This window comes from Rhodanobacteraceae bacterium, assembly GCA_024234055.1.
Taxonomy (GTDB): Bacteria; Pseudomonadota; Gammaproteobacteria; order Xanthomonadales; family SZUA-5; genus JADKFD01.
In genome coordinates this window covers 239,576-263,348 of sequence record JACKOW010000005.1, presented here as the reverse complement: position 1 = coordinate 263,348, position 23,773 = coordinate 239,576, and the positions used below count along the sequence as shown (strand labels likewise).

The 23,773-nt window shown below is 64.8% G+C and carries 14 protein-coding genes; 7 read left to right on the top strand and 7 right to left on the bottom strand.

What is annotated here, in order from left to right:
- Positions 1-16: 16 nt before the first annotated feature.
- Positions 17-637 (top strand): guanylate kinase, encoded by a 621-nt coding sequence (gene gmk / locus H7A19_11580; protein MCP5475467.1) that lies wholly within the window; start codon positions 17-19, stop codon positions 635-637.
- A gap of 408 nt (positions 638-1,045) precedes the next feature.
- Here the strand turns inward: gmk and H7A19_11575 are convergent, their stop codons facing one another.
- Positions 1,046-2,350 carry a histidine kinase gene (locus tag H7A19_11575; GenBank protein ID MCP5475466.1) on the bottom strand — a complete coding sequence of 435 codons (1,305 nt, stop codon included), beginning with the start codon at positions 2,348-2,350 and terminating at the stop codon, positions 1,046-1,048.
- Positions 2,351-2,432: 82 nt separating this feature from the next.
- Positions 2,433-3,818, bottom strand: a complete 1,386-nt coding sequence (locus tag H7A19_11570; GenBank protein ID MCP5475465.1) for a sigma-54-dependent Fis family transcriptional regulator — start codon at positions 3,816-3,818, stop codon at positions 2,433-2,435.
- A 563-nt stretch (positions 3,819-4,381) separates the two neighbouring features.
- Between H7A19_11570 and H7A19_11565 the strand changes: the two genes are divergently transcribed.
- The 3 genes from H7A19_11565 to H7A19_11555 all read left to right on the top strand — a co-directional run bounded on the left by H7A19_11565 (position 4,382) and on the right by H7A19_11555 (position 8,104).
- Positions 4,382-6,145, top strand: a complete 1,764-nt coding sequence (locus H7A19_11565; protein ID MCP5475464.1) for a GNAT family N-acetyltransferase — start codon at positions 4,382-4,384, stop codon at positions 6,143-6,145.
- Positions 6,142-6,945 carry a UDP-2,3-diacylglucosamine diphosphatase gene (locus H7A19_11560; protein MCP5475463.1) on the top strand — a complete coding sequence of 268 codons (804 nt, stop codon included), beginning with the start codon at positions 6,142-6,144 and terminating at the stop codon, positions 6,943-6,945. Before H7A19_11565 ends, H7A19_11560 begins: the two co-directional genes overlap by 4 nt.
- A gap of 709 nt (positions 6,946-7,654) precedes the next feature.
- On the top strand, positions 7,655-8,104 hold the full coding sequence (locus H7A19_11555) for a TerB family tellurite resistance protein (GenBank protein ID MCP5475462.1): 450 nt from the start codon (positions 7,655-7,657) through the stop codon (positions 8,102-8,104).
- A gap of 1 nt (position 8,105) precedes the next feature.
- Here H7A19_11555 and H7A19_11550 read toward each other — a convergent pair whose 3' ends face one another.
- Genes H7A19_11550 through H7A19_11535 form a run of 4 tightly spaced genes read right to left on the bottom strand, consistent with a single transcriptional unit; the run spans position 8,106 to position 10,598 of the window.
- A complete protein-coding gene (locus H7A19_11550; protein MCP5475461.1) occupies positions 8,106-9,179 on the bottom strand; it encodes an amidinotransferase in 1,074 nt (357 codons plus the stop codon).
- Positions 9,180-9,202: 23 nt separating this feature from the next.
- Positions 9,203-9,730, bottom strand: a complete 528-nt coding sequence (locus tag H7A19_11545) for a hypothetical protein (GenBank protein MCP5475460.1) — start codon at positions 9,728-9,730, stop codon at positions 9,203-9,205.
- Positions 9,727-10,137, bottom strand: a complete 411-nt coding sequence (locus H7A19_11540) for a hypothetical protein (GenBank protein ID MCP5475459.1) — start codon at positions 10,135-10,137, stop codon at positions 9,727-9,729. Before H7A19_11540 ends, H7A19_11545 begins: the two co-directional genes overlap by 4 nt.
- On the bottom strand, positions 10,134-10,598 hold the full coding sequence (locus H7A19_11535) for a GNAT family N-acetyltransferase (GenBank protein ID MCP5475458.1): 465 nt from the start codon (positions 10,596-10,598) through the stop codon (positions 10,134-10,136). The genes H7A19_11540 and H7A19_11535 overlap by 4 nt, the downstream gene beginning before the upstream one ends.
- Positions 10,599-10,769: 171 nt before the next feature.
- Between H7A19_11535 and H7A19_11530 the strand changes: the two genes are divergently transcribed.
- Positions 10,770-12,437 (top strand): amidohydrolase, encoded by a 1,668-nt coding sequence (locus tag H7A19_11530; protein ID MCP5475457.1) that lies wholly within the window; start codon positions 10,770-10,772, stop codon positions 12,435-12,437.
- A 1,018-nt stretch (positions 12,438-13,455) separates the two neighbouring features.
- On the opposite strand, the gene H7A19_11525 is transcribed toward H7A19_11530, so the two are convergent.
- On the bottom strand, positions 13,456-14,373 hold the full coding sequence (locus H7A19_11525; GenBank protein ID MCP5475456.1) for a branched-chain amino acid transaminase: 918 nt from the start codon (positions 14,371-14,373) through the stop codon (positions 13,456-13,458).
- A 70-nt stretch (positions 14,374-14,443) separates the two neighbouring features.
- On the opposite strand from H7A19_11525, the gene H7A19_11520 reads away from it, so the two are divergent.
- Both H7A19_11520 and H7A19_11515 read left to right on the top strand, forming a co-directional pair.
- Positions 14,444-15,202, top strand: a complete 759-nt coding sequence (locus H7A19_11520; GenBank protein MCP5475455.1) for a sulfite exporter TauE/SafE family protein — start codon at positions 14,444-14,446, stop codon at positions 15,200-15,202.
- 144 nt (positions 15,203-15,346) lie between these two features.
- Positions 15,347-23,740 carry an Ig-like domain-containing protein gene (locus tag H7A19_11515; protein ID MCP5475454.1) on the top strand — a complete coding sequence of 2,798 codons (8,394 nt, stop codon included), beginning with the start codon at positions 15,347-15,349 and terminating at the stop codon, positions 23,738-23,740.
- Positions 23,741-23,773: the final 33 nt, after the last annotated feature.

Sequence of the window (23,773 nt, the reverse complement as noted above, 5' to 3'; positions counted from 1 at the left end):
TCATGCAGATGCAGTCATGAATGCCGCCAGCGGCAATTTGTTTGTCATTGCTGCACCTTCGGGTGCCGGCAAGACCAGTCTGGTTCGGGCGCTGGTGGCCGACGACCAGGCTCTGCAGCTGTCGGTATCGCATACCACCCGTGCGCCGCGACCGGGGGAGGTCGATGGCGAGCACTACCATTTCACCAGCCGCGAACACTTCCAGGAGCTGATCGAGGCCGGGCGCATGCTTGAGCATGCCGAGGTCCATGGCAATCACTACGGCACCGGTCGCGATCAGGTCGATCTGGCCTTTGCGAAAGGCCGGGACGTGATTCTGGAAATCGACTGGCAGGGCGCCCGCCAGGTGCGGGAGCGCTTTCCGGCTTGTGTGCTGATCTTCATCCTGCCGCCCTCGCGCGCCGCGCTGCACGAGCGCCTCCAGAAGCGCGGTCAGGACAGCGAGGACGTGATCGCGCGGCGCATCGCCAATGCCCGTGGCGAAATGCAGCACGCCACCGAGTTCGATTATCTGATCATCAACGACCATTTCGACGTGGCCCTGGCGGATCTGGCGGCCATCGTCCGCGCCGTGCGCCTCTCCATGCGCATCCAGGCCCCGCGCCAGGCCGAATTGCTGGCGCAGTTGCTGGCGTAGGCGACCTTGCGTCGCGACCGCCCTGCGACAATCGCGAGCTGCAGTGAGTTGGTGCCAGAAGCAGGACGCAAAGGACGCAAAGGAAAAGCAGAGAGAACGCGAAGAACAGCAGAAGCGAACTTGGATGGGATTCGCTTGGCGTTCCTTGCCGTCCTGCGCCGCGGCCATCTGGCTGCAGGTCGCGACGCAAGGTCGCTCCTACGATGGGTGGGCCCGCAGCAGGGTAATCCCGGGTGTGCCTTTGGCTTACCCCCACCCCTCACTGGCGGCCCATGTCCTGACGGTCATTCGCTGTTCTTGGCGACCTTTCTGCTTTTCCTTTGCGTCCTTTGCGGCCTGCTCTTTGGTCCGGCCATGCGAGCAAGGGGGCTGGTCGCGACGCGGGCCGGTTTCGACGCCAGGTCGGGACTATAACGGCAGGGTGACGCGCACCAGGCAGCCTTGGGCGTCTTCGCGGTTCTGGAGGCTGAGGCTGCCGCTGTGGTTTTCGACGATCTGCCGGGCCAGGACCAAGCCGACGCCGCTGCCGCCGGGCTTGGTGGTGAAGAAGGGCACGAACAGGTTCTCGGTCTTGGCCAGGCCCGGGCCGTCGTCCTCGATTTCGATGAGCGCATGGCCGGATTGTTCGCTGACGCGGATACGCGCGCCGCCGCCGGTCTGCAGGGCGGCTTCGGCGGCGTTCTTGCTGAGGTTGATCAATGCCTGTTCGATCTGGTCGGCGTCGGCGTTGAGTGTCAGTTCCGGCAGCGGGCCGACGCTGATCGGGCAACGCTGTTCCAGTCGTGCAATCCGGCGAACCAGCGGTGCCAGTTCTACCTGGCCCTTGTTCGGTGGCGGCAAGCGGGCCAGTCGCGTGTACGAGGCCATGAAGCGGGTCAGCGATTCGGCGCGGTCGCCAATAATGCCGAGCGCGCCCTGAACATCTTCGCGCCAGTCGTCCGGCAAGGGCTCGCGGGCCACCAGACCGGACAGCGTGGCGGCCATCGAGCGTATCGGCGCCAGGGAGTTGTTCAGTTCATGGCCAAGTACACGGATCAGGCGCTGCCAGGCCTGGCGTTCTTCCTCGCGCAGCGCCCGCGAGAGATCGCTGATCGCCAGCAGCTCATGTGGCTTGCCGCCCTCGCGGAAACTGGCGCGGCGCACTTCGAAACTGCCGGCGCCGCCGGGAAAGGCGCGTTTGAGCGTCGCCGGGGTTTCCACATCGCAACAGGACTCCAGGCCCAGATCCAGCGCAGTGCGTCCCAGTGCCTCACTGCTGCGCAGGGCCAGCAGGCGTTCGCCGGCTGGATTGACCAGCATCAGATGACGCCGGTCGTCGAAGGCAAAGATGGCGATCTCGACGCTGGCCATGACCTTGGATAGCAGCGCGCCGGTTTCCTCGACCCGCAAGCGTTCTTCGCGGAGCGTGCTGGAGAGCGCATTCACCTCCCACAGCACTTCACCCAGCGCGTCGCCGCGCCGCGCGGAAATGCTGCGCAGGCTGTAGTCGCCGGCGCGCAGGGAGTCGAGCAGATTGACCAATGTCAGCAGCGGATGGACGACGGCACGGCGCAGGCGGAACCAGATCCACGCCGATAGCACCACCAACGCGGTCATCGCCACGACGCGGGCGGCGCTCTCCCAGGGTTGCTGCCAGATCAGCAGCAGCGCCACGCAAAGAGCCGGCAAGGTCAGGGCGATGGACAGCAGCGCGACCTTGCGCTCGTAGGCCATGCCGTAGGGTTTGGCATCGGCTGGCGCGGCTGAGGGCGGGCTATCGCTCACGACCCAGCCTGACCTGCGGGGTGGTGGGGCCTCACTCGGAGTCATCCTCGCCGGGGCTGCGGATGCCGTATTTCTCAAGGCGGCGGTAGAGGGCGGCGCGGCTCAGCCCGAGGTAGTCGGAGGCCTTCTGCACATTGCCTTCGGAGCGGATCATGGCGCGCCGCACCAGCATTTCCTCGGCGGCATCCAGGGTCAGATGATCGAGTTCGCTGTCGTTCTGGCGGGTCGGCGCAAAACTGAAATCCAGTTCGCCGATCTCCGACGCCCGAGACATCAGCACCGCGCGCTCGATCACGTGCGAGAGCTCGCGTACATTGCCGGGCCAGCCATAGCCGAGCAGGCCGCGTTCGGCGCTGGCCGACAGGCGCACATCCTCGCGCTGGTAGCGTTGGCCGAAGCGCGACAGCAGTCGTCTGGCCAGCGGCAGGATGTCTTCCCTGCGCTCGCGCAGCGGCGGCAGTCGCAATTCCACGGTGTTCAGGCGGAACAGCAGATCCTTGCGGAAGCGGCCCTTGCTGACCTCGTCGGCCAGATCGGCATTGGTGGCGGAGATCAGGCGCACATTCGATCGGGAGGTGCGTGACGAGCCCAGGCGCTCGAATTCGCCATCCTCCAGCACTCGCAACAGCTTGGGTTGCTGCGAGGTGGGGATGTTGCCGACCTCGTCCAGGAACAGGCTGCCGCCGTCAGCCAGTTCGAAGCGGCCGATGCGATCCTGCTTGGCATCGGTGAAGGCGCCGCGCACATGCCCGAACATCTCGCTCTCGAACACGGTTTCGGCGATGCCGCCCATGTTGACCTTGATCAGCGGCTTGTCGGCGCGGCGCGAATTCTGGTGCAGCAGATCGGCGATCAGGCCCTTGCCGGTGCCGTTCTCGCCGAGGATCAGCACATTGGCATCGGTGGGCCCCACGCGCTGAATCATGTCCAGCACCGGCGCCATCGCCGCCGACTCGGCGATGAAGTCGCCATTGCCTGTGCCGCGCAGGATCTCGACCTCGCGCTCCAGCTTCTGCGCCCGCTTGCGGGTGGCACCGAGCGCCGCCTGATTGCGCAATATCGACATCAGCCGGGCATTGTCCCAGGGCTTCTCGACAAAATCATTGGCGCCGCGACGCATGGCTTCCACCGCGATGTCGATCGTGCCCCAGGCGGTCATCACCACCACTGGCAATTCCGCATCCAGCGCACGGATGCGCTCCAGCAGATCCAGACCTTCCTGGCCGGAGGTGGTGTCACGGGTGTAGTTCAGATCCATCAGCACCACCGCCACCGGCTGCTTCTTCAGCACCTCGATCACCGCATCCGGATGCATGGCCTGCACCGACGGCAGGCCTTCAGCCTTGAGCAGAAAGCGCAGCGCTTCGAGCACATCGCGCTGGTCGTCGGCGATCAGGATCGGCAGGGTGTCGCTCATGGTCGGGATGGGTTTCCTCTTGGCGTCGGTTGGACTTACGCAGTTTACGTGCCAGCGGGTTTGATGCCGAGGGCACGAGAGTGCGAGGGCGCGAGGGCACGAGGGCGGGAGAGCGCGATGACGTCCGCGGGCCTGCCTTGTGCTGGTGTAAGTCCAGACTTGTCTGGACGCGCTTGGCGAGCCACCTGTTTCGGCCCGAAACTGCCCACGGGCCATGAACCACAAACTCGCCTGTAGGAGCGACCTCGCGTCGCGACCGCCAAGCCGCACGTCCGAAGCAGCGGTCGCGCTGCAAGGGCGCTCCTGCAGGTGGATAAAGCAAATCCACGACTTGTGATATGGGTTCGTGGAGAGCGCAGCCATCCAAAGGCAGGGGCCTCAGATCCCAGATTGCGTCGTCACAGCGTTCCTCGCGATGCGGCATGAACCTGTCTGTTCACCTCGGGAGTGTCCGAAATCGGACACCGGGGCGTTCGCTCGCGGTCATTCCGGCGTAGCAGCTTCGTCACGATTCTGTTGCCTGCGCCGCGCAGAGTGCGCGTCAACGTGGACGGAGACTGACCATGCAGAGCATTCAGGGGCGCATTGTCGATCGTTGGCCGCACTGGTTCAGTGGTGTGTCGGGCCGATTCACCCGGCCGCTGCTGAAGCATCTGCATCGCTACACGCGACTGGACAGGGCCGAACAGTTTGTCGCCGACCATCCGCACCTGGCGGGTCTGGAGTTTGTCGAGGGCGCGCTGCGGCACTTCGATGTGCGTTATTGCGTCGATGATCTGGAGCGCCAGCGGATACCGCGCAGCGGCGGCTGCCTGATCGTGGCCAATCATCCGCTGGGCGGACTCGATGCGCTGGCCTTGCTGAAGATGGTGGGCGATGTGCGTCGCGATGTGCGCATCGTGGCCAACGACTTTCTGCTGACACTGGATGGCCTCAAGGAACTGCTGTTGCCAGTGCGGGTGTTCGGCGGGCGCAGCAGTCCCGAAGCCTTGCGCGGCATCGATGCGGCGCTGCAGGCCGGCGCGGCGGTGATCGTGTTTCCGGCCGGTGAGGTGTCGCGCATGGGATGGCGTGGCATTCGGGACCGGCCATGGCGCAGCGGATTTCTGCGCTTTGCCCTGCGTCACCAGCTGCCGGTGATTCCTGTGCATGTCGGTGGTCGCAATGGTTTGGGTTTCTATGCCGGCGCGGCGCTGGCCAGTCCGGTTGGCACCGCATTGCTGCCGCGGCAGATTTTCCGCAAGGGGCAGCGCCGCATCGAGATGCGCATTGGTGCCGCCGTCAACCTCGAGCCTGAGGCCGGCGACGCCAACGCCCTGCGCGACTGGGCCCGGCGTCTGCAACAGCAGGTCCAGAGCCTGCGGCATGTACGATCGGGGCCAGCCGGCAGCACCGAGGCCGTTGCCCACCCGGCGCATTCCGACGCCCTGCAAACGGCCATTGCCGGCCTTGATGTGCTTGGTGAAACACCGGATGGCAAACGCATACTGCTGGCTCCGCCGGGCGCGTCCTCGCTGGTGTTGCGCGAAATCGCTCGGCTGCGTGAGCTCACCTTCAGGGCCGTGGGTGAAGGCACCGGGCAGGCGTTGGACTGGGATCGCTTTGATGCCTGGTACGATCAACTGCTGCTGTGGGATCCGCAGGCCTGTCGCATCATTGGCGCTTATCGCGTCGGACGCAGCGCCGACATCGTCGCCAGGCATGGCTGGGCTGGCTTGTACACCGCCAGCTTGTTCGACTTCGACGAACGCTTCGGGGAATTGCTGGAAGGCGGACTCGAACTCGGTCGCAGCTTCGTGGTTCCCGACTACTGGGGCACGCGCAGCCTGGACTATCTGTGGTTCGGCATCGGTGCCTACTTGCGGCGGTATCCGCATCTGCGCCATCTCTTCGGCACCGTGTCCATCAGTGCCGAGTTGCCGCAGGAGGCCCGTGACGCGCTGGTCAGCTACTACCGGCACTACTACGGCGAACCAGACTCCCTGGCCCAGGCTCGATGTCCCTATCCGCTGACCACCCCCTCGGCGATGCCGGGAGAACTGAACGCGGAGCAGGCCTTCGCCGTGCTCAAGGCCAATCTGAACCGTCTGGGCGCGCGGGTGCCGACGCTGTACAAGCAATACACCGAGCTGTGCGAGCCCGGCGGCGCGCGCTTTCTGGCCTTCGGCGTGGATCACGGATTCAACGATGCGGTGGATGGCTTGATCCTGGTCGACCTGGCTCGGTTGACGTCGCGCAAGCGCCAGCGCTATCTGCAGTCCAGGGTGGTCGAACAGCCGCCGCGACTGGCGGACGCTGAGCGCCAGTCGCGGGCAGACGCGGCATGAACGCGTCCACCGGCAAGCTCGAAAGCCGCAGCGTGTTTCTGTCCGACCTGCACCTGGGTTCGCCCAACTGCCATGCCGAGGCACTGGTCGATTTCCTGTCGTCGGTGCGCGCACGCAAGATCTACCTGGTGGGTGATGTCATCGACCTGTGGTGGATCAGCGAGCGTCGCGCCCGTTTCGACCGGCATCAGGCGGCGGTGTTCGAGCAGTTGCGGGAACTGGCCCGTCGCGGATCGGAGTTGATCTACATTCCCGGAAACCACGATCGGCCGCTGCGCGAACTATGCGGGCTGGTGCTGCCGAAAATGACGGTGCGCCGCGATGCCATCCATCGCGCTGCCGACGGTCGTCGCTATCTGGTCACTCATGGCGATGATTTTGACGCCGATGTGCAGAGTGGTGGCTGGCAGGAGTGGCTGGGTGACCAGCTCTACGAATACATCCTGGCCGGCAATCGCATCACCTTGCGCATGCGCCAGCGCATGGGCCTGCGCTACTGGTCGCTGGCAGCCTTCATCAAGCGCCAGAGCACGCTGGCCGAGCGCTACATCGAGCGCTACGTGCTGGCTGCTGTCGCCGCCGCGGCCAGTCGCGGGCTCGACGGCATCATCTGTGGACATATCCATCGCCCTGCGCTGGAGACCCGCAATGGCATCGTCTACGCCAATGACGGCGACTGGGTGGAAAGCCTGACCGCGATCACCGAAGACGCTCATGGCCAGCTGGCGCTGGTGCGCTGGGATGGCCGCGCCGAAACGCTGGCACGGGTGCAGGCGGCGCCCTTGCTGGCCGCAGCCTGAGGCGCCAGAGCAGATTCCCGGGGGTGGTGCGGACGTGTTCAAGCCACGGGCATCGACCCCGACGCCGATCGCCAGCCAAGAGCCTTCGGCGTCATTGCGCGCCACCTGTTCCGGCCTGAAACTGCCCACGGGCCATGAACCCGCCGTCGTAGGTCATGTTGTCCGCGTCAGCGGACTACGTGACATCGAGTTGCGTCACGTAGCTCGCTGCGCGAGCAACGTGACCTACAACAGCAAATCAACAACTTACGATATGGGTTGATGGAGAGCGTAGCGAAGCAATCCAGGGGCGTCCCGCGATACCTGGATTGCTTCGTCGCTGCGCTCCTCGCAATGACGCATCAACTGCGTACGATAGGGGGGCATGGAGGGCGCAGCCGAGCCATCCAGACCTGCGCTCCAGGTAGTTCTGAGTGGTTTCCCGAGTGCTTTCCTTGCATCAACCTTTTTCTCATGCGGCACGGTCTTGAGAAGCGACGCACGCTTGCGCGGGCCCTCTTGATCGGATGCCTGCCCAAAACGAGAGCGACGGCGCAGCGCAGTGCCCTACAAGGCCGCAACTGGAACCCATGCCCAGTGCGCGATCCAGCGGCCCCCGCCACCCTCAATCCCCGTATTCGAAAACGAGAGGTACCTGACGGAATCCGGCGTTCACGCTGATAAGATTCCGGCGGGGCAGTACATTCGAAACGCAGAGGGGGGAGTCGTCATGGCAGAAGTTCGTTCCACCGGACCCTTGGGCTGGATCAGCAGTCTGTTCCGTGCGGAAACGCTGGATCCGAAGGAAGAAGTCTTCATCGGCGTGCTGTTTGCGCTGCTGGGCTCGCTGGCGCGCGCCGATGGCGTGGTGACTACGGAAGAAGCCGAACACGGCGAAGATCTGATCGATCGCATGGAATTGTCAAAGACCGGTCGCAAGCTGGCGGTACAGAGTTTTGAGCGTGGCCGCGCCGGTGGTCTGGACGTGGAAGCCGAGATGGCGCGTTTCCTGGCTGTCTATCCGATCAGCTCAACCCATTCCGAGCAATTGCTGGAGGCACTGTTGACGTTGGCGCATGCAGACGGGCGCATGCGCATCCCGGAAAAATCGTGGTTGATTCGCGTCGGCAAGTTGTTGGGCATCGACGCCGAGACCATGAAGGCGCGCATCGAGTCCTGAGTCAGTAGATCTCGCCGATCATGCAGCGCAGGCTGCCGCCGGCTTTCTCCAACTCATCCAGACCCACGCTGTGGATCTGGAAACCGAGCCTGGTGAGGGCCGACCGCGTGGTCGGACGCAAGGCGGCTTCAGCCGCCGCCGACATCCACAGCCCGCGTTCGCCGAGAGCGATGCAGTTGCCGACGAAGGCCGCCTTCTCGTCTGCATCGATGAGGATGGCGTCGTCACCGTAGGCCCCGGCGATGGCCTCGGCGACGGCGGGGTCGGCAAAGCCGTCGGGGCACAGCAGCACACCGCGTCCGGCCAACGCCGACATCACCACATTGCTGTGGTACTCGCCATCGGCCAGATCGAATACCAGCGTGTGGCGCAGGTCGAAAGCGGCGGCCATGGCGGCGGCGCCGGCGCGATCGCAGCGCTCGCTGAGTCCGCAGAAGCCGATCCGGCGGGCGCGATCAATCACCAGACTCCCGGTGAGTTCTGCGACCAGCAGCCGCGTCGACAGATCGATCTCGGCATATCCGAGCACGGTTCTGAACCAGTCGCGGATGTCCTGGCGCCTGGCTTCGCGCTGGCGCACCGGGTGGCGCATGGCGCCCACGATCAGACGCCCGGGCGCGGTGGCATAGACATTGTTCGGGAACACCGCATCAGGCGTGTCGGCTGATCCTGGAAAGCTCATGACCGGCACGCCGGCAGCGGCCAGAGCCAGCGCCAGCTGGCGGTGCTGCTCGGCGGCACGGGCGCCGTCCACCGCCTGCGCCATCTGCATGTAGGCATTGTCCAGTGCCGATTCGGCCGCCAGAAAAAACGACTCCGGCGACACCAGAAATACGGCACGCGGCACTCCCGGCGCTTGGATCGGCGTGTTCCGCAACTGGGCGGCGAAAAGCTCAGCTTGTTCCCAGATGGCGGGTCGCACGCACTGCTCCAAACGCACTGCTCCAAAAAAGAAACCCGCGGCGGTCCTTGCGGATCGCCACGGGTTTGCCCCCTCCCCGACTAGCCGGTTGCACGCCGGGACATCCGCATAGTGCGTGGAGCATGCAAACCAGCGCAAGTTGCGCTGCAACATTAGCAAACCTTGAATCGGCAGATTCAGCTTCCAGCCCCGGGTGGATCGAGATCCAGCGACACCTCGGGCAGGCGCTCGTTGAGCAGCCGATACAGGTCATCGCTGACCAGGCAGTCGCAATCCGGGCGCACGTACTGGGTCTCCTGGATGTCGAGCACGGCCGCCGCGGCGCGCTCGGACTTCAGCAGTTTCTTGACCTCGGCGATCGCTGCATCGACTTCGGCGATGGCACGCTGATTGGCTTCGGACAGTCGTTCCTGTTCACGCTCGGCCTCGGTTTCGATCTCGTTGATGCGCCGGATCACTTGCAGCTGACGGTCACGCGTGGCGCCACCGGCTTGCTTGAGTTCACGCATCTCGGCCGTGAGTCGCTCCAGTTCAGGGCGGTGACGCCGGGACAGGGCCTGCAGTTCGCGATCTACGTCGGCGAGCAAGCCGGCCAGCGCCGTCGAGCGGGTATAGGCCTCGCTCAGGTCGACGACCAGCACCGGCGTTGCGGTGTGGGCTGCGCCAGTGCAGAGCAGCAGGACGGCGGCCAGCGTCTGCCTCATGGGTCAAGCTCCAGCGCGCGGCCGGCAAACTGCAAGCTCAGCCGGCGCTCGATGTCCGCGGTGATGTCGGCATCGACCTTGACAGCAATTCGCCTGGCCACCGCGCGATCCAGTACCAGATCGGCCTGCCGCGCGGTGGCGACCCCGGCGATCGCCTCGGGCAAGGCGGTCAGGATGTCGCTGACGCGGATCTGGCGGGCCAATTCGATGTCGCTGCGGCGCTCGTCGTCGGCGTCCTTCTTCAGTGCTGCTGCCTGTTTGTCCACGGCCGCATAGAGCGGCATTGTCGATTCCAGATACTCGGCATCCACGGTCAGAATCTTCTGAGATCCCAAGGGTGCAGCCGCACTCGCGGCCGCTGACGCCAGCGCGAAGATGCTCAACAAACAGGCCTGCCACAGGCTCACGAAAAATTCTGCTCCATCACGCGGTAATGGGCGTCGACCATGCCGAGGCGCATGTAGGTGGCCATGGCGGTGTGATTGTCGTTTTCCACGTACAGCCGCAGTCCGCAGGCGCCAGCGGCGCGTGCCCTCGCCTCGATTTCGCGGTAGAGCGCTGCGTAGATGCCCTGGCGGCGGGCCTGCGGGCGCACGTACACGCTCTGGATCCACCAGAAATCGGCGTTGCGCCAGTCGCTCCACTCGAAGGTGACCATCAGCCCGCCCAGCACTTCGGCATGGCGCTCTGCGAGCAGGTAGAAACCGCGCGCGGGCTGGTCGATGACCGCCTGGACGCCGTCGCGCACTCGGCTCGGATCGAGCGTCTTGTTTTCGGTTTCCAGAGCCATGGCGCAATTGAACTGGGCAATGGTCTCGGCATCGGTGGGGCTGGCTGCCCGCAACACGGGCGTATCCGCTGATGTCATGAGCTCTGCCCGTTGTTGCGATGCGTCATTGTAGATTCGGCCGAGTTCGTGATTCAGGCGAAATGCTGGCAGCCGGATGCTGGCCTGGGCACTGGTATAACGGGGTGAACGCCCGGTGCGGGCCATGAGCCGGCACCCGGCATTTCCCAACTCAGCAACAAGGATTCCCCCATGCGTGGTTTCACTGGCTTGTGCCTGCTGCTGTTGACGTCGGCCACGGTCGTCCGTGCAGCAGAACCGGAAGCCGCGGTCGACACCCTGCTGATCGGCAGAATCTATGCGAACGCGCAGATGGCTGAGCCGGTCAGCGCGCTGGCCTATGACGCCGCCGGTCGGGTGATCGCCTACGGCGCTGCCGCCGGACTGCGCGAGAGCCTGGAGTCGCGGGGGAATGGCGTTCGCGAGATCGTGGTGGATGGCACCGTGATGCCCGGGTTGATCGATGCCCACGGCCATCTGATGGGCTTGGGCTTTTCACTGCTGCAGGCGGACCTGGTAGGTACCCGCAGCAAGGAGGCCGTCATCGACCGCCTCAAGGACAAGTCGGCCGGCCTGAATGAGGGCGACTGGTTGCTGGGGCGGGGCTGGGATCAGAACGATTGGGCCGGGAAGGCCTTTCCTGCTGCTGCGGATCTGGATGCGGCTTTTCCGGATCGGCCGGTCTGGCTGAACCGCGTCGACGGGCATGCAGGTTGGGCCAATTCGGCGGCGCTGCGGGCGGCCGGTATCGACGCCAGGACAGCGGATCCCGAAGGCGGTCGTCTGTTGCGCGATGAGCAGGGGCAGCCCAGCGGCGTGCTGGTTGACGCGGCGATGGACTTGATCGAGACGCACATCCCCAAACCCGATATCGCGCTGCGCCGACGCGCCTTGCGTTTGGCGCTGGCCACTGCCAGCAAGGCCGGCCTGACCGGTGTGCATGATGCCGGCGTCTCGCGCGAGGATCTGGCGCTGTATCGGGAACTGGCCGACGATCAGGCGCTGCCGCTGCGCGTCTACGCGATGGCCGACGGTGATTCGGACGCCTTGCGGCAACTTTGCAGAGAGGGTCTCTACACCCATCCCTCCGGGCGTTTGAGCATGCGCGCAGTGAAGCTCTACGCCGACGGCGCGTTGGGTAGTCGCGGTGCGGCGCTGCTGGCCGATTATTCCGACGAGCCCGGCAATCGCGGTTTGTTGATCCAGTCGCCGGAGCATCTGCGCGAAATCATCGACAAGGCCGCGGCCTGCGGCGTGCAGCCTGCAGTGCATGCCATCGGTGATCGCGCCAATCGCGAGGTGCTCGACGCCTATGCAGGGTTGACGGCGAAGCAACGCAAGGCGCTGCGCCCGCGCATCGAACATGCCCAGGTGGTGGCGATGGACGATATTCCACGTTTTGCCGAACTCGGTGTGATTGCCTCCATGCAGCCCACGCATGCCACCAGCGACATGCCCTGGGCCGGCGACCGGGTGGGCGCCGAGCGACTCCGCGGCGCCTATGCCTGGCGGCGCTACCTCGATCGCGCTACCCATATGGCCTTTGGATCGGATTTCCCAGTGGAAAATGTCGAGCCGATCCCCGGACTGTACGCCGCCATCACCCGTCAGGATGCCGAAGGCTCACCTGAGGGCGGTTGGCTTCCGGACCAGCGCCTGACTCTGGTGGAAGCGCTGGACGCTTTCACCCGCGGTGCCGCCTATGCCGGATTTGCCGAGAACGAAGTGGGTACGCTGGAGCCGGGCATGCGCGCCGATTTCATCGTGCTGTCGATGGACCCGCATCAGGTCCGTGGCCGCGCCCTGCTGCAACTCAAGGTACGTTCAACCTGGCTGGATGGGCGCAAGGTGACTGAGTAAACACGGGGCAGGGGAAAGAAGAAGCGGGGCAGGGGGCAGGGGGAGCAGCGGGCGTTGTTGCGAGCCACCTGTATCGGCCTGAAACTGCCCACGAGCCATGAACCTCCGGCGTCATTGCGAGCCACCTGTATCGGCCCGACACTGCCCACGGGCCATGAACCCCCGGCGTCATTGCGAGCGTAGCGAAGCAATCCAGGGATGTGCGGCGCTACCCTGGATTGCTTCGTCGCTGCGCTCCTCGCAATGACGCATCAACAACTTGCGATATGGGTTCATGGAGAGCCGCGTGTATCGGCCCGACACTGCGCACAGAGAACCCTGGCAGGTACGAAACGGCCTTGAGGAGGGACGCGCGCCTGCGCGGCCGCTCTTGATCTCCGCTTAGCGCAAAGCGGCACCACAGCGCGGCGCCCTCCACAGCAGCGACCCGAATCCCCCGGTGCGCGGCGCTGGAATGCGGCTCATGGAGAGGAGCACAGCGACGAAGCACTCAAGGTTTTGAGACTCTGCGTCTGGATTGCTTCGCGGGGCTCTCCATGAACCCATATCGCAAGCCGTTGATTTTCTTTGTCCAGCTGTGGGAGCGACCTTGGGGCGCGACCGCTGCGTCGGACGTGCGGCTTGCCGGTCGCGACGCGAGGTCGCTCCTACGGGCGGGTTTGTGGTTCATGGCCCGTGGGCAGCTTCAGGCCGAAACAGGTGGCTCGCAATGACGCCGCGAAGGAGAAGGGGAAACAGGAAACGGGTCAAAGTGGCGTTGTCGTGGGTCGAGACTTGTGTGGAGGCTCTTGGGTAGGCCAGGAAGCGCGTTGCTGATGTTGTGGGTCAGACGTATCCAGACGCTTTCCGCCATGAAGCCAGAAGCGTCCAGACAAGTCTGGACCCACAAGAGCTCGGGCCGTGCAAGCCTTTCCCGAGTCCCGAGTCCCGAGTCCCGAGTCCCGAGTCCCGAGTCCCGAGTCCCGAGTCCCGAGTCCCGAGTCCCGAGTCCCGAGTCCCGAGTCCCGAGTCCCGTCCCTTACACGTACTCCAGCCAGCCGTGCGTGTCTTCCACGCTGCCGTCGAACAGGCCGAAGAATCGCTGTTGCACGGCACGGGTGGTGGGGCCCGGCTTGCCGTCGCCGATGGTCTTGCGATCGACACTGCGGATCGGGGTGATCTCGGCGGCGGTGCCGGTCATGAAGACCTCGTCTGCCAGATAGATCATCTCGCGCGGCAGATTCTCTTCCTTGACCTCGAAACCGAGTTCCTGAGCGATGGTAATGGCGGTGCTGCGGGTGATGCCGTGCAGGATCGACGCGGCAATGGGCGGCGTGTAGATGGTCTTGCCGAAGACCAGGAACAGGTTCTCGCCGGCACCTTCGGCCAGATAGCCATCGACCGTGAGCGCGATGCCTTCGTGGAAACCGAGGCGCTTGGCTTCACGCGACACCAGGATGCTGGACAGATAGTTGCCACCGGCCTTGGCACTGGCCGGCAGTGTGGCCGGGGCCACTCGGCGCCAGCTGGAAATGCAGGCATCGATGCCTTCGTGGATGGCCTGCGCGCCCAGATACGGACCCCACACCCAGGCGGCAATCATGCAGCCGGTCGGATTGTCGGCACCCAGTCCGAAACCACCCGAGCCGCGCCAGGCCAGCGGTCGCAGGTAGGCATTGGTGAGTTCATTGCGGGTCACGACCTCACGGCCCGCGGCCATCAGCGTGGCCAGATCATGCTGGATTTCCAGGTCATACATGCGGGCCGAGGCGTACAGGCGCTTCATGTGATCGGTGTAGCGGAAGATCGCCGGGCCCTTGGGGGTCATGTACGAGCGGATGCCCTCGAACACCGACGAGCCATAGTGCAGCGCATGCGACATCACATGCACGGTGGCCTCGGCCCAGGGAATCAGCTTGCCATTGAACCAGATGTATTTGGGCAGGTCTTGGCTCATGGCGCATCCTCATCTCAGGGTATAAACCCTCAATCATAGAGCTTCCGTGCGCTCAAGAGGCAGCGTGGTCATGGATCCATGGATATTGGCCCCGGCATTCTTCATCGGTGCACTGCTGTATTCCAGCGTGGGCCATGGCGGGGCCTCGGCCTATCTGGCGATCATGGCGCTGGCCCACGCGGCCCCGGAAAGCATGCGTCCGCTGGCGCTGGCACTGAATCTGGTGGTGGCCGGGGTGGCGGCGCTGCAATACGCAAGGGCGGGTTTTCTGGATTGGCGGCTGCTCTGGCCGTTCGTGCTCGGAAGCGTGCCGTTGGCCTATCTGGGGGGGCTGATCGACCTGCCGGAGTTCTGGTATCGCAGTGCCATCGGCCTGGTGCTGCTGTATGCCGCAGTGAGTCTGTGGTGGGGCTCGATCCGGGCTGACGAGGCGCCTGCCAAGGCGCCGCCGATTCCGGTGGCCGTGGCTGCCGGTGGCGTGCTCGGACTGGCCGCCGGCCTGACCGGGGTAGGCGGTGGCATCTTCCTGTCGCCGCTGCTGATGTTGATGAACTGGGCGCGCGCGAAACCGACGGCGGCGGTCTCGGCGCTCTTCATCTGGCTCAATTCACTGTCCGGACTGCTGGCACAGGCGGAGCGGGTGCCACCGATACTGGACGAGCTGCTGTGGGCGGCGCCGGCAGTGCTGGCCGGCGGCCTGCTCGGCGCCTGGATCGGCGCCCGGCGCACCCCTCCCCGATTGCTGAGGCGCTTGCTCTCGGTCGTGCTTCTGGTCGCCGCCTGGAAATTGCTGGCGACCGCCGTCGCCGCCTGGCCGACAGGCGGCTGAGACATTTGTCGCCCTCGCGACATAGCACCCAAGAAGCTCGCCACTGATCCGATTGAGTCTCATGAATGATTGAAATTCAGGGCTTGTTGAGAGCATTCTGCGTGGCTGGAAATGACGACCAAATGCAACGGGGATTCCATGAGCATGCGTAGTTTTGGGTGTGTGATCGTCGCAGCAGTGCTGCAGTTCATCGCCCTTGCGGCACCCGCTCAGACCTACAGCTATCACGTCTACATCGATAGTGATCTGCGCAACACCACCGGCTGTACCGCCTCTGGCGGCGGGCAGACCTTCCTGGGCGCGGACTATCGGCTCACGGCCACGGTCAGCGGTTCACCGCCCGTCGTCACTGCCCGAACCCTGTCTCCTTGCGTGGCCGGTAGCTTCGCGCCGGGCAGCGCGCTGTCTGCCAACTACCCGGTGGGCCTGAACAACGGCCTGCCCTTGGGGGGAGGCGCCGCCGCCGACGTGATCGAGCTGTCCATCGCCCGTTCCCTGCTGCCCGGCGTCGAGCCGCAGGTCCGGATCGGCATCGGCGCCCAGAGCGCCAGCGGATCCGTTGATGTGCTGTACACGGTCGACGGCACCGCCAACGGGCTGCCGATGGTGATCGGCAGCCCGGCATTGATTCCCACACTCGGTTTCTTCGGTGGTCTGCTCCTGGCTCTGGCCCTTGCCACGTTGGCAGTGCGCAGCCTGCGGCGAAATCGGCTGCTGGCGCAGACGCTGATGGTTGGCGCCTTCCTGTCGTTGGGAGTGGCTGCCTGGGCGGTGGTCACCCATATCGCTGACGGGCAGGTTGGAGATTGGGCCGGCGATGCGCCCATCGGCACCGACGCCATCGGTGACTCCGTGCCGCCCTTGAGCGGAACCGACATCGTCGCCGCCTTCGGCGTCGATGTGCGCCCGAATCTGCACTTCCGTATCGATGTCGTCGATGCCGAGAACCGTCCGCCGGTGGCTGTCAATGACAGCTACAGCACGCTGGAGGACACGGTACTCAATGTGGCAGCCCCTGGTGTACTCGGTAACGACTCCGATCCCGATGGGGATCCGATCACCGCGCAGTTGGTGGCCGGACCGACCAAGGGCGTGTTGACGCTGAACCCCAATGGCAGTTTCAGCTACACGCCGAACGCCAACGCCAATGGTCCGGACACCTTCACCTACAACGCCTTCGATGGTCAGGTGGTGAGTGCGTCGCCGGCGACGGTCACGATCAACATCACGCCAGTCAATGATGTGCCGGTGTTCACGGCCGGTCCCAACCAGACCGTGCTCGAGGATGCAGGTCCGCAGACAGTCAATCCCTGGGCCACCGGCGTCGACGATGGCGATCCGGAAGTCGTGCAGGCGCTGAGCTTCAACATCACCGGCAATACCAATCCTGCGCTGTTCAGTGCCGGCCCCACGGTCAGCCCGACCGGCGCGCTCAGCTACACACCAGCGGCCAATGCCAACGGGACGGCTACGATCACGCTGAACCTGATGGACGATGGCGGCACCGCCAATGGTGGCATCGACACCAGCGCGCCGCAGAGCTTCACGATCACGGTGACCGCGGTCAACGATGCGCCGAGCTTTGTCGCCGGCCCGAGCCAGATCGTTCTGGAGGACGCCGGCCCACAGACCGTGAACCCGTGGGCGACGGCGATCAGTCCCGGACCGCCGGACGAATCCGGCCAGACAGTCACCTTCGAGATCACCGGCAACACCAATGCGGCCTTGTTCAGCGCGTCTCCGGCAGTGGATGCAGCCGGCACGCTGACCTACACCCCGGCGGCGAACGCCAATGGAGTGGCCACGATCTCCGTGCGTGCCCGTGATGATGGCGGCACCGCCAACGGCGGCATCGATGTCAGTGCCGATCAGACCTTCACCATCACCGTGACCTCGGTCAATGATGTGCCGGTGTTCACGGCCGGTCCCAACCAGACCGTGCTCGAAGACGCCGGTCCGCAAACGGTCAGTCCTTGGGCCACCGGTATCGATGATGGCGATCCGGAAGTCGTGCAGGCGCTGAGCTTCAACATCACCGGCAATACCAATCCGGCGCTGTTCAGTGCCGGCCCCACGGTCAGCCCCACCGGTGTGCTCAGCTACACGCCAGCCGCCAATGCCAATGGCACGGCCACGATCACGCTGAACCTGATGGATGATGGTGGCACCGCCAATGGTGGCTTCGACACCTCGCCGCCGCAGAGCTTCACGATCACCGTGACCGCGGTCAACGATGCGCCGAGTTTCACCGCCGGCCCGAACCAGAGCGTGAACGAGGATTCCGGTCCGCAGACGGTGAATCCCTGGGCCACGACGATCAGTGCCGGCCCGCCGGATGAGGCAGGCCAGACCCTGACCTTCAACATCACCGGGAACACCAACCCGGCGTTGTTCAGCACGGCACCGACGGTGAGTCCTGCCGGCGTGCTGACCTACACGCCGGCGGCGAATGCCAACGGCGTCGCCACGGTCACATTGAACCTGATGGACAACGGCGGCACCGCCAACGGCGGCATCGACACCAGCGCGCCGCAGAGCTTCACCATCACTGTGCTTGCGGTCAACGATCCGCCGGTCAACACCGTGCCTGCCGCGCAGAGCACCGGTGACACCGTGCCGGTGGTGTTCAGCACTGCCAATACCAATGCCATCAGCATCGCCGACATCGACGCCGGCGCCGGTATCCTGCAAATCAGTCTGGTCACCGGCGCGCCGGCCAACGGCACGCTGACGCTGGCCAATCCTGGCGGCGCATTGACCAGTCTGACCGGCAACGGCAGCGACCTGGTGATCGCCACGGGTACCCTGACGGCGCTCAACGCGGCGCTGAATGGCCCCGGCGGCAGCCTGACCTACACACCAGTGCCGGGCACCTCGGCAGCGCGCAGCATTACCGTGATCACCAATGACCAGGGTAATACTGGTCTGGGCGGAGTGTTGACCGACACCGACATCATCACCGTCAACGTCGATGCGGCACCGGTGGTGACCAGCGTGCCGGCGAACGGTGCCACCACTGCCAACAACGTCGCCGTCACCGTCAACTTCAGCGAATCGGTGAATGTGGTCGCGGGCATCACGCTGACCTGCGGCGGCCCCAATCTGATCACCGGTGGCAGCACCGGATCGGCAGTCACCAGTCTGAATCTGACCTACGCCGCACCGCTGCCTTCGGGTAGCTGCACCTTGTTCGTGCCGGCCGCCAGCGTCAGTGACGTAGATCTCATTGACCCGCCGAACAATCCGGCTGCCGACTTCACGGCCACCTTCACCGTTGACGCTGCACCCGCGTTTGTCAGTTCGACGCCAGCCGCCGGCGCTACCGTCGCCAACAACGCCACATTCAGCGCCGTGTTCAGCGAGCCGGTCAATTTCGGCATGGGTGGATTCACGCTCGACTGCGGCGGCCCCATTGCCGTGACCCCGAGTGGGTCGGGCACCAGCACCCTCACCTTTACGCCCGCAGCGGCCCTGCCCAACGGCGCCGCCTGCACCGCAACCCTGATCGCGGCCAACATCACTGACGTCGATGGTTTCGATCCGCCCGACAATCTCCCGGCGAACGTCACCGTCAACTTCAGCGTCGACGCAGCCCCGACCTTTGTCAGCGCCGTCCCGGCGGCCGCTGCCGTGGTGGCCACCAGTCAGATTGTGAGCTTCAGTTTCGATGAGCCGGTCAACAATCTCGGTGGCGCGATCACCCTGAACTGCGGTGCGCCGATCGCGGGCGCCATCGGCGGATCTGGCACGGCGACGCTGACCTTTACCCCAAGCGCCGCACTGCCGGAAGGCAGCAACTGCACCGCCACTGCCGTGGCTGCGCAAATCGCCGACGTTGATGCCATCGATCCGCCAAACAATCCGATTGCTGACACCGTTCGCAACTTCAGCGTTGACGCGGCGCCCAGCGTGAGCAGCAGCAACCCAACCACTGGCGCCACAAGTGTGCCGCTGGCTGGCGTAGTCAGCTTCACATTCAGCGAGCCGGTGAATTTCGGTGTGCCGAGCTTCACCTACAACTGCGGCGCCCCGGTCACCTTCACTGTCGCCGGCAGCGGGACCGCCACCGCGACATTGACGCCGACCTCGCTGCTGCCAATCAACACGCTGTGCACGGTGACCGCTTTGGCCGCCGGCATCAGCGATGTCGATGCGGCCGATCCGCCGGATACGATGGCCGCCAACTTCGTGCTGAGCTTCACGTCGGTCAATGACAATCCGCCGGCCGTTCAGTCAGTGTCACCCGCCAATGGGGCGACGGTGGCAAGCAACGCCCCGCTGAACGTGGTCTTCACCGAAAATGTTGATGCCACGGCTGGATCGGTCACGCTCACCTGTGGTGGTGCCAACCTGATCACTGGCGGTACCACCGGCACAAACGTACCCAGCCTGACGCCGACCTATGCGCCGCCGCTGCCGAGTGGCGCCACCTGCACCCTGACCGTGCTCGCCGCCAACATCACCGACAGCGATCTGATCGATCCGCCAGACAATATGGCGGCCAACTTCGTGTCGACCTTCACGGTGGATTCGGCACCGAGCGTCAGCTCTGTGCTGCCAGGCAACGGCGCCAGCAACCTCGCCACCAACACCACAATCACCGTGAATTTCAGCGAGGCGGTCAATGTTGCTGCCGGAGGCGTGACACTGAACTGCGGTACCCCCGTGACCTTCAGCGGTGGCCTGCCGGCGAGCAACACCAACACCATCACGCTGACGCCCAGTGTCAATCTGCCCGAAGGGGCCACCTGCAACGGCACGGTGGTGGCCACGCTGGTGACCGACGCCGACGCCATCGATCCGCCCGACCAGATGGTGAGCAACTTCACCTGGAGCTTTACCACGGATGCAGCGCCGACGGTGGTGACTGCCACCCCCGCTGAGGCCGCAGTGGTGCCCAGTACTCAGCTGTTGACCGTCAACTTCAGCGAGAACGTCGACCTGACGGCGAGTGCCTTCACCCTGAATTGCGGTGCGGGCGTGCCCTTCAGCAGCGTGCCGGCCTTGCCGGCAACGAACACCAACACGATCACGCTGACCCCCACTGGCGGCTTGCCGCAGGGCGCCGCTTGCTCGCTGACGGTGGTTGCGGCCCAGGTCAGCGACACCGACCTCAACGATCCGCCAAACAATATGGTGGCGAATTTCGTGCGGACTTTCAGTGTCGATGCGGCGCCAAGCGTCACCTCGACTACGCCAGCCAACTCCGCGACGTCGGTCGATCCGACCAGCAACATCACCATCAACTTCAGTGAGTCGGTCAATTTCGACACCACGGCCAATGCCGCCAACACCAGCTTTGACCTGGAATGCCCGGCGACCTCGCCGGTCAACTTCACCGTGGTCACCGCGAGTCCGGCATCGAGCGTGGTACTGAATCCGCTCGACAGTGCGATCGCAGGTGCCACCTGTACGCTGACCGTGCGCGCCGCGGGCATTACCGACGCCGACGCCATTGATCCGCCCGACAACCTGGCTGCGGATTTCACGGCCAGCTTCACCTATGCCGCGGTGGCGCTGGACGATGCCTACACGGTCACGCCTCATCTGACGCTGGGCATCGGTGTTGCCAGCCCGCAGGGCGGTGGTGTGGTTGCCAACGATGTCCTTGGTGCCGGCACGATTACTGGATTCGGTTTCGCCCCGGCCTGCACCGGCACTGCGCCCGGCGCCCAGCTTGATGCCGGTGCTGCCAATGGTCGATTGACGCTGAATGCCAATGGCAGCTTCAGTTACGAGCCGCCAGCGGCAGTGGCCAACGCCACGCGGACCTTCTGCTACACCGTGACCGGCGGTGACACCGCCAATGTCGTGTTCACGCTGCAGAACACCGAACTGGTCTGGTTCGTCGACGCTGCTGCGGCAGTGGGCGGCATTGGTACTCAGGCGCGTCCGTTCCAGACCCTCGGCGCCGCAGCCGCAGTAGACTCGTCCAATGACACGATCTTCCTGGCTTTCGATGCCAATCCGTACACCGGTGGCATCTTGCTGGAGGCGGGGGAACGGTTGATCGGTCAGGGATCGGTCAGCGATCTGGCCACGATCAGCGGCATCACCCCGATCGCCGGCAGCGCATTCCCGGCCCTGGGAGGCAACGCGCCGACCATCACCTGCGCTGTCGCGAACTGCCTCAGCCTGGGCACCGGCAACACCCTGCGCGGATTCATCGTCGGCGATACCATTGCGACAGGCACGAAGATCTCAGGCACCGCATTCGGCACCCTGACCGTGGCGGAGCTGACGCTGAACGGCGATGGCCGCGCCCTGGGTCTGACCAACGGTACGCTCAACGGTAACTTCATCGACGTCGACGTCGCCAGCGGCAACCTGCAGGGCATCGGGCTCGACGCTGTCAGCGGCACCTGGTCGATAACCGGAGCGGTGAACATCGGCAACGTCAACGGCACCGCGATCAGCATCGTCAACACGCCGGCGGGCGGCAGTGCCACCTTCACCGGTGGTGTCACCGTCAACAAGTCCAGCGCCGGAGCCGGTGTCAATCTCAACGCCAACGCAGCGCCGATCAACCTGGGCAGTCTGAGTGTGACCACAGGCGCAGGCACAGCCCTGACCGTTGACAATTCCGCCGGCACCGTGACCACCACCGCCGGCAGCCTGAATGCAACCGGCGGGGCCGCGCTGAATTCCACGGGCAGCGCTCTCAGCCTGACGCTGACCAGCGCCAGTTCGACCAACAGCCCGACCCAGGGTGTCAACCTGAACAACCTCACCGGCACCGTCGCCATCGCTGGCGGCAGCATCACTGCGCCAACCGGGACGGCCTTCCTGGGGCAAGGCAGCCTCGGCACCACGAGCTACGGCGGAACAATCACCAAGGCCAATGCGGGCAAGCTGGTCCAGATCAGCGGCGCCGCCGGCGGTACCGTCACGCTCAGCGGCAATCTGAGCTGTACTGGCACTTGTACGGGTGTGGACGTGCTCAATCGAAATGCCGGCAGCGTGAGTTTCAGTGGCGCCAGCAAGGCGCTGAGTACCGGCGCCTCCGCGGCGGTGACGTTGACCTCCAATACCGGCGCCACCATCAACTTCATCAATGGCGGTCTGGCGATCGCTACCACCACCGGCACCGGTTTCAGCGCCACCGGCGGCGGCACGGTCAGCGTGCAGGGCAGCGGTAACTCCGTGACCAGCACCACGGGCGCTGCAATCAACATTGCTAACACCACGATCTCGGCCAGCAACGTCACTTTCCAGTCGGCCAGCAGCAACGGTGCGGTCAGCGGCATTGTGCTGAACAGCACGGGTGCCAGCGGCGGCCTGGTCATCACCGGCAACGGTGGCGCGTGTTCCAGCGCCGGCACCTGTACCGGCGGCGCTATCCAGAACAGCACCAGCGCCGGCGTGTCCTTGACCAATACTCAGGGCTTCAGCGCCACGCGGCTGTTCGTCAGCGGCGGCGGCAACGACGGTATCGCCGGCAGCGGCATCAACGGATTCGCTCTGAGCACTTCGGTGGTCTCCAACAACGGAAACGCAGTCAACGAGAGTGGTATCGACGTGACCCAGGCTTCCGGTGCCTGGAGCATCACCAACACTACCTTGAATCAGAACTACTACGACGTCGTCCGCATCGCCAACACGTCCGGCTCGTTGAGCTTCAACATGAGTGGCTCCACATTGACCAACAACGATCCGGCCGTCGGTAACTCGGGTCTGCTGATCGATCTCTCGGGCTCGGCGGCGCTGACCGGAGGTACCGTATCCAGCAATACCATCACCGGGATTCGAGTGATTCCGGTCCAGGTGCTGGCCAGCGGCGGAAGCTCCAGCGTGGCCAATCTGATCTTCGATGGCAACATCACCCGCAATGCGCAGATCGCCTACGACCTTTCGGCGGTGGCACCGGCTTCCATGCAGTACATCGTCCGCAACCAGAACGGTGCGGCGGGCCGGATTTCCGGCATGAACTCGCATGGCTTCAATGGCAACTACGGCGTGCCGGGCGCCGCTACGGCTGTGGGTACCTACCGCGGTCGAATTCTGAATGTGGACGTGGGCGATCAGGCGGTGGCTAGCTCGGGTTCGGCCATCGGCAACTGCATCCGGCTGGTGCACAACCGCGACGCGTCCTCCGCTGTGATTGTCGACAACACGCTGCTGCGTCAGTGTCCCAACGGACGCGGTATCGACGCAACCAGTCGGGATGCGGGCGCGTCGTTTACTTCAACCAGCGGGCTCGATCTGCAGGTGCTCAACAGCAACGTCAACCCCAATGACACCTCGGGATTCCCGCTGGCGGCGATCATCAGCCAAGCCATCACAGGGGCTGGCGGTGGAAACCGCGCGCGGAACGACTTCCGCAACAATGTCGTGCCGGTCGGGGCGAGCTTCGATTTGCAGTCCACCTTCCTGATCGCCCACGAGGGTGGGGCCGGTGATTGCCAGGTCGTCGATCCGCCGCCGGCCAATGCCAACGCCACGGCGGTTCTGACGTCACCAGAGAATGCCAATACCGGCAGCGCCAGCGGTTCTGCTGGCTGCAGCCTGATACCCGGGCCGCTGATCACGCCGCCCTGAGGTACTACAACACGGGGGGAAGGCCGGCGACCC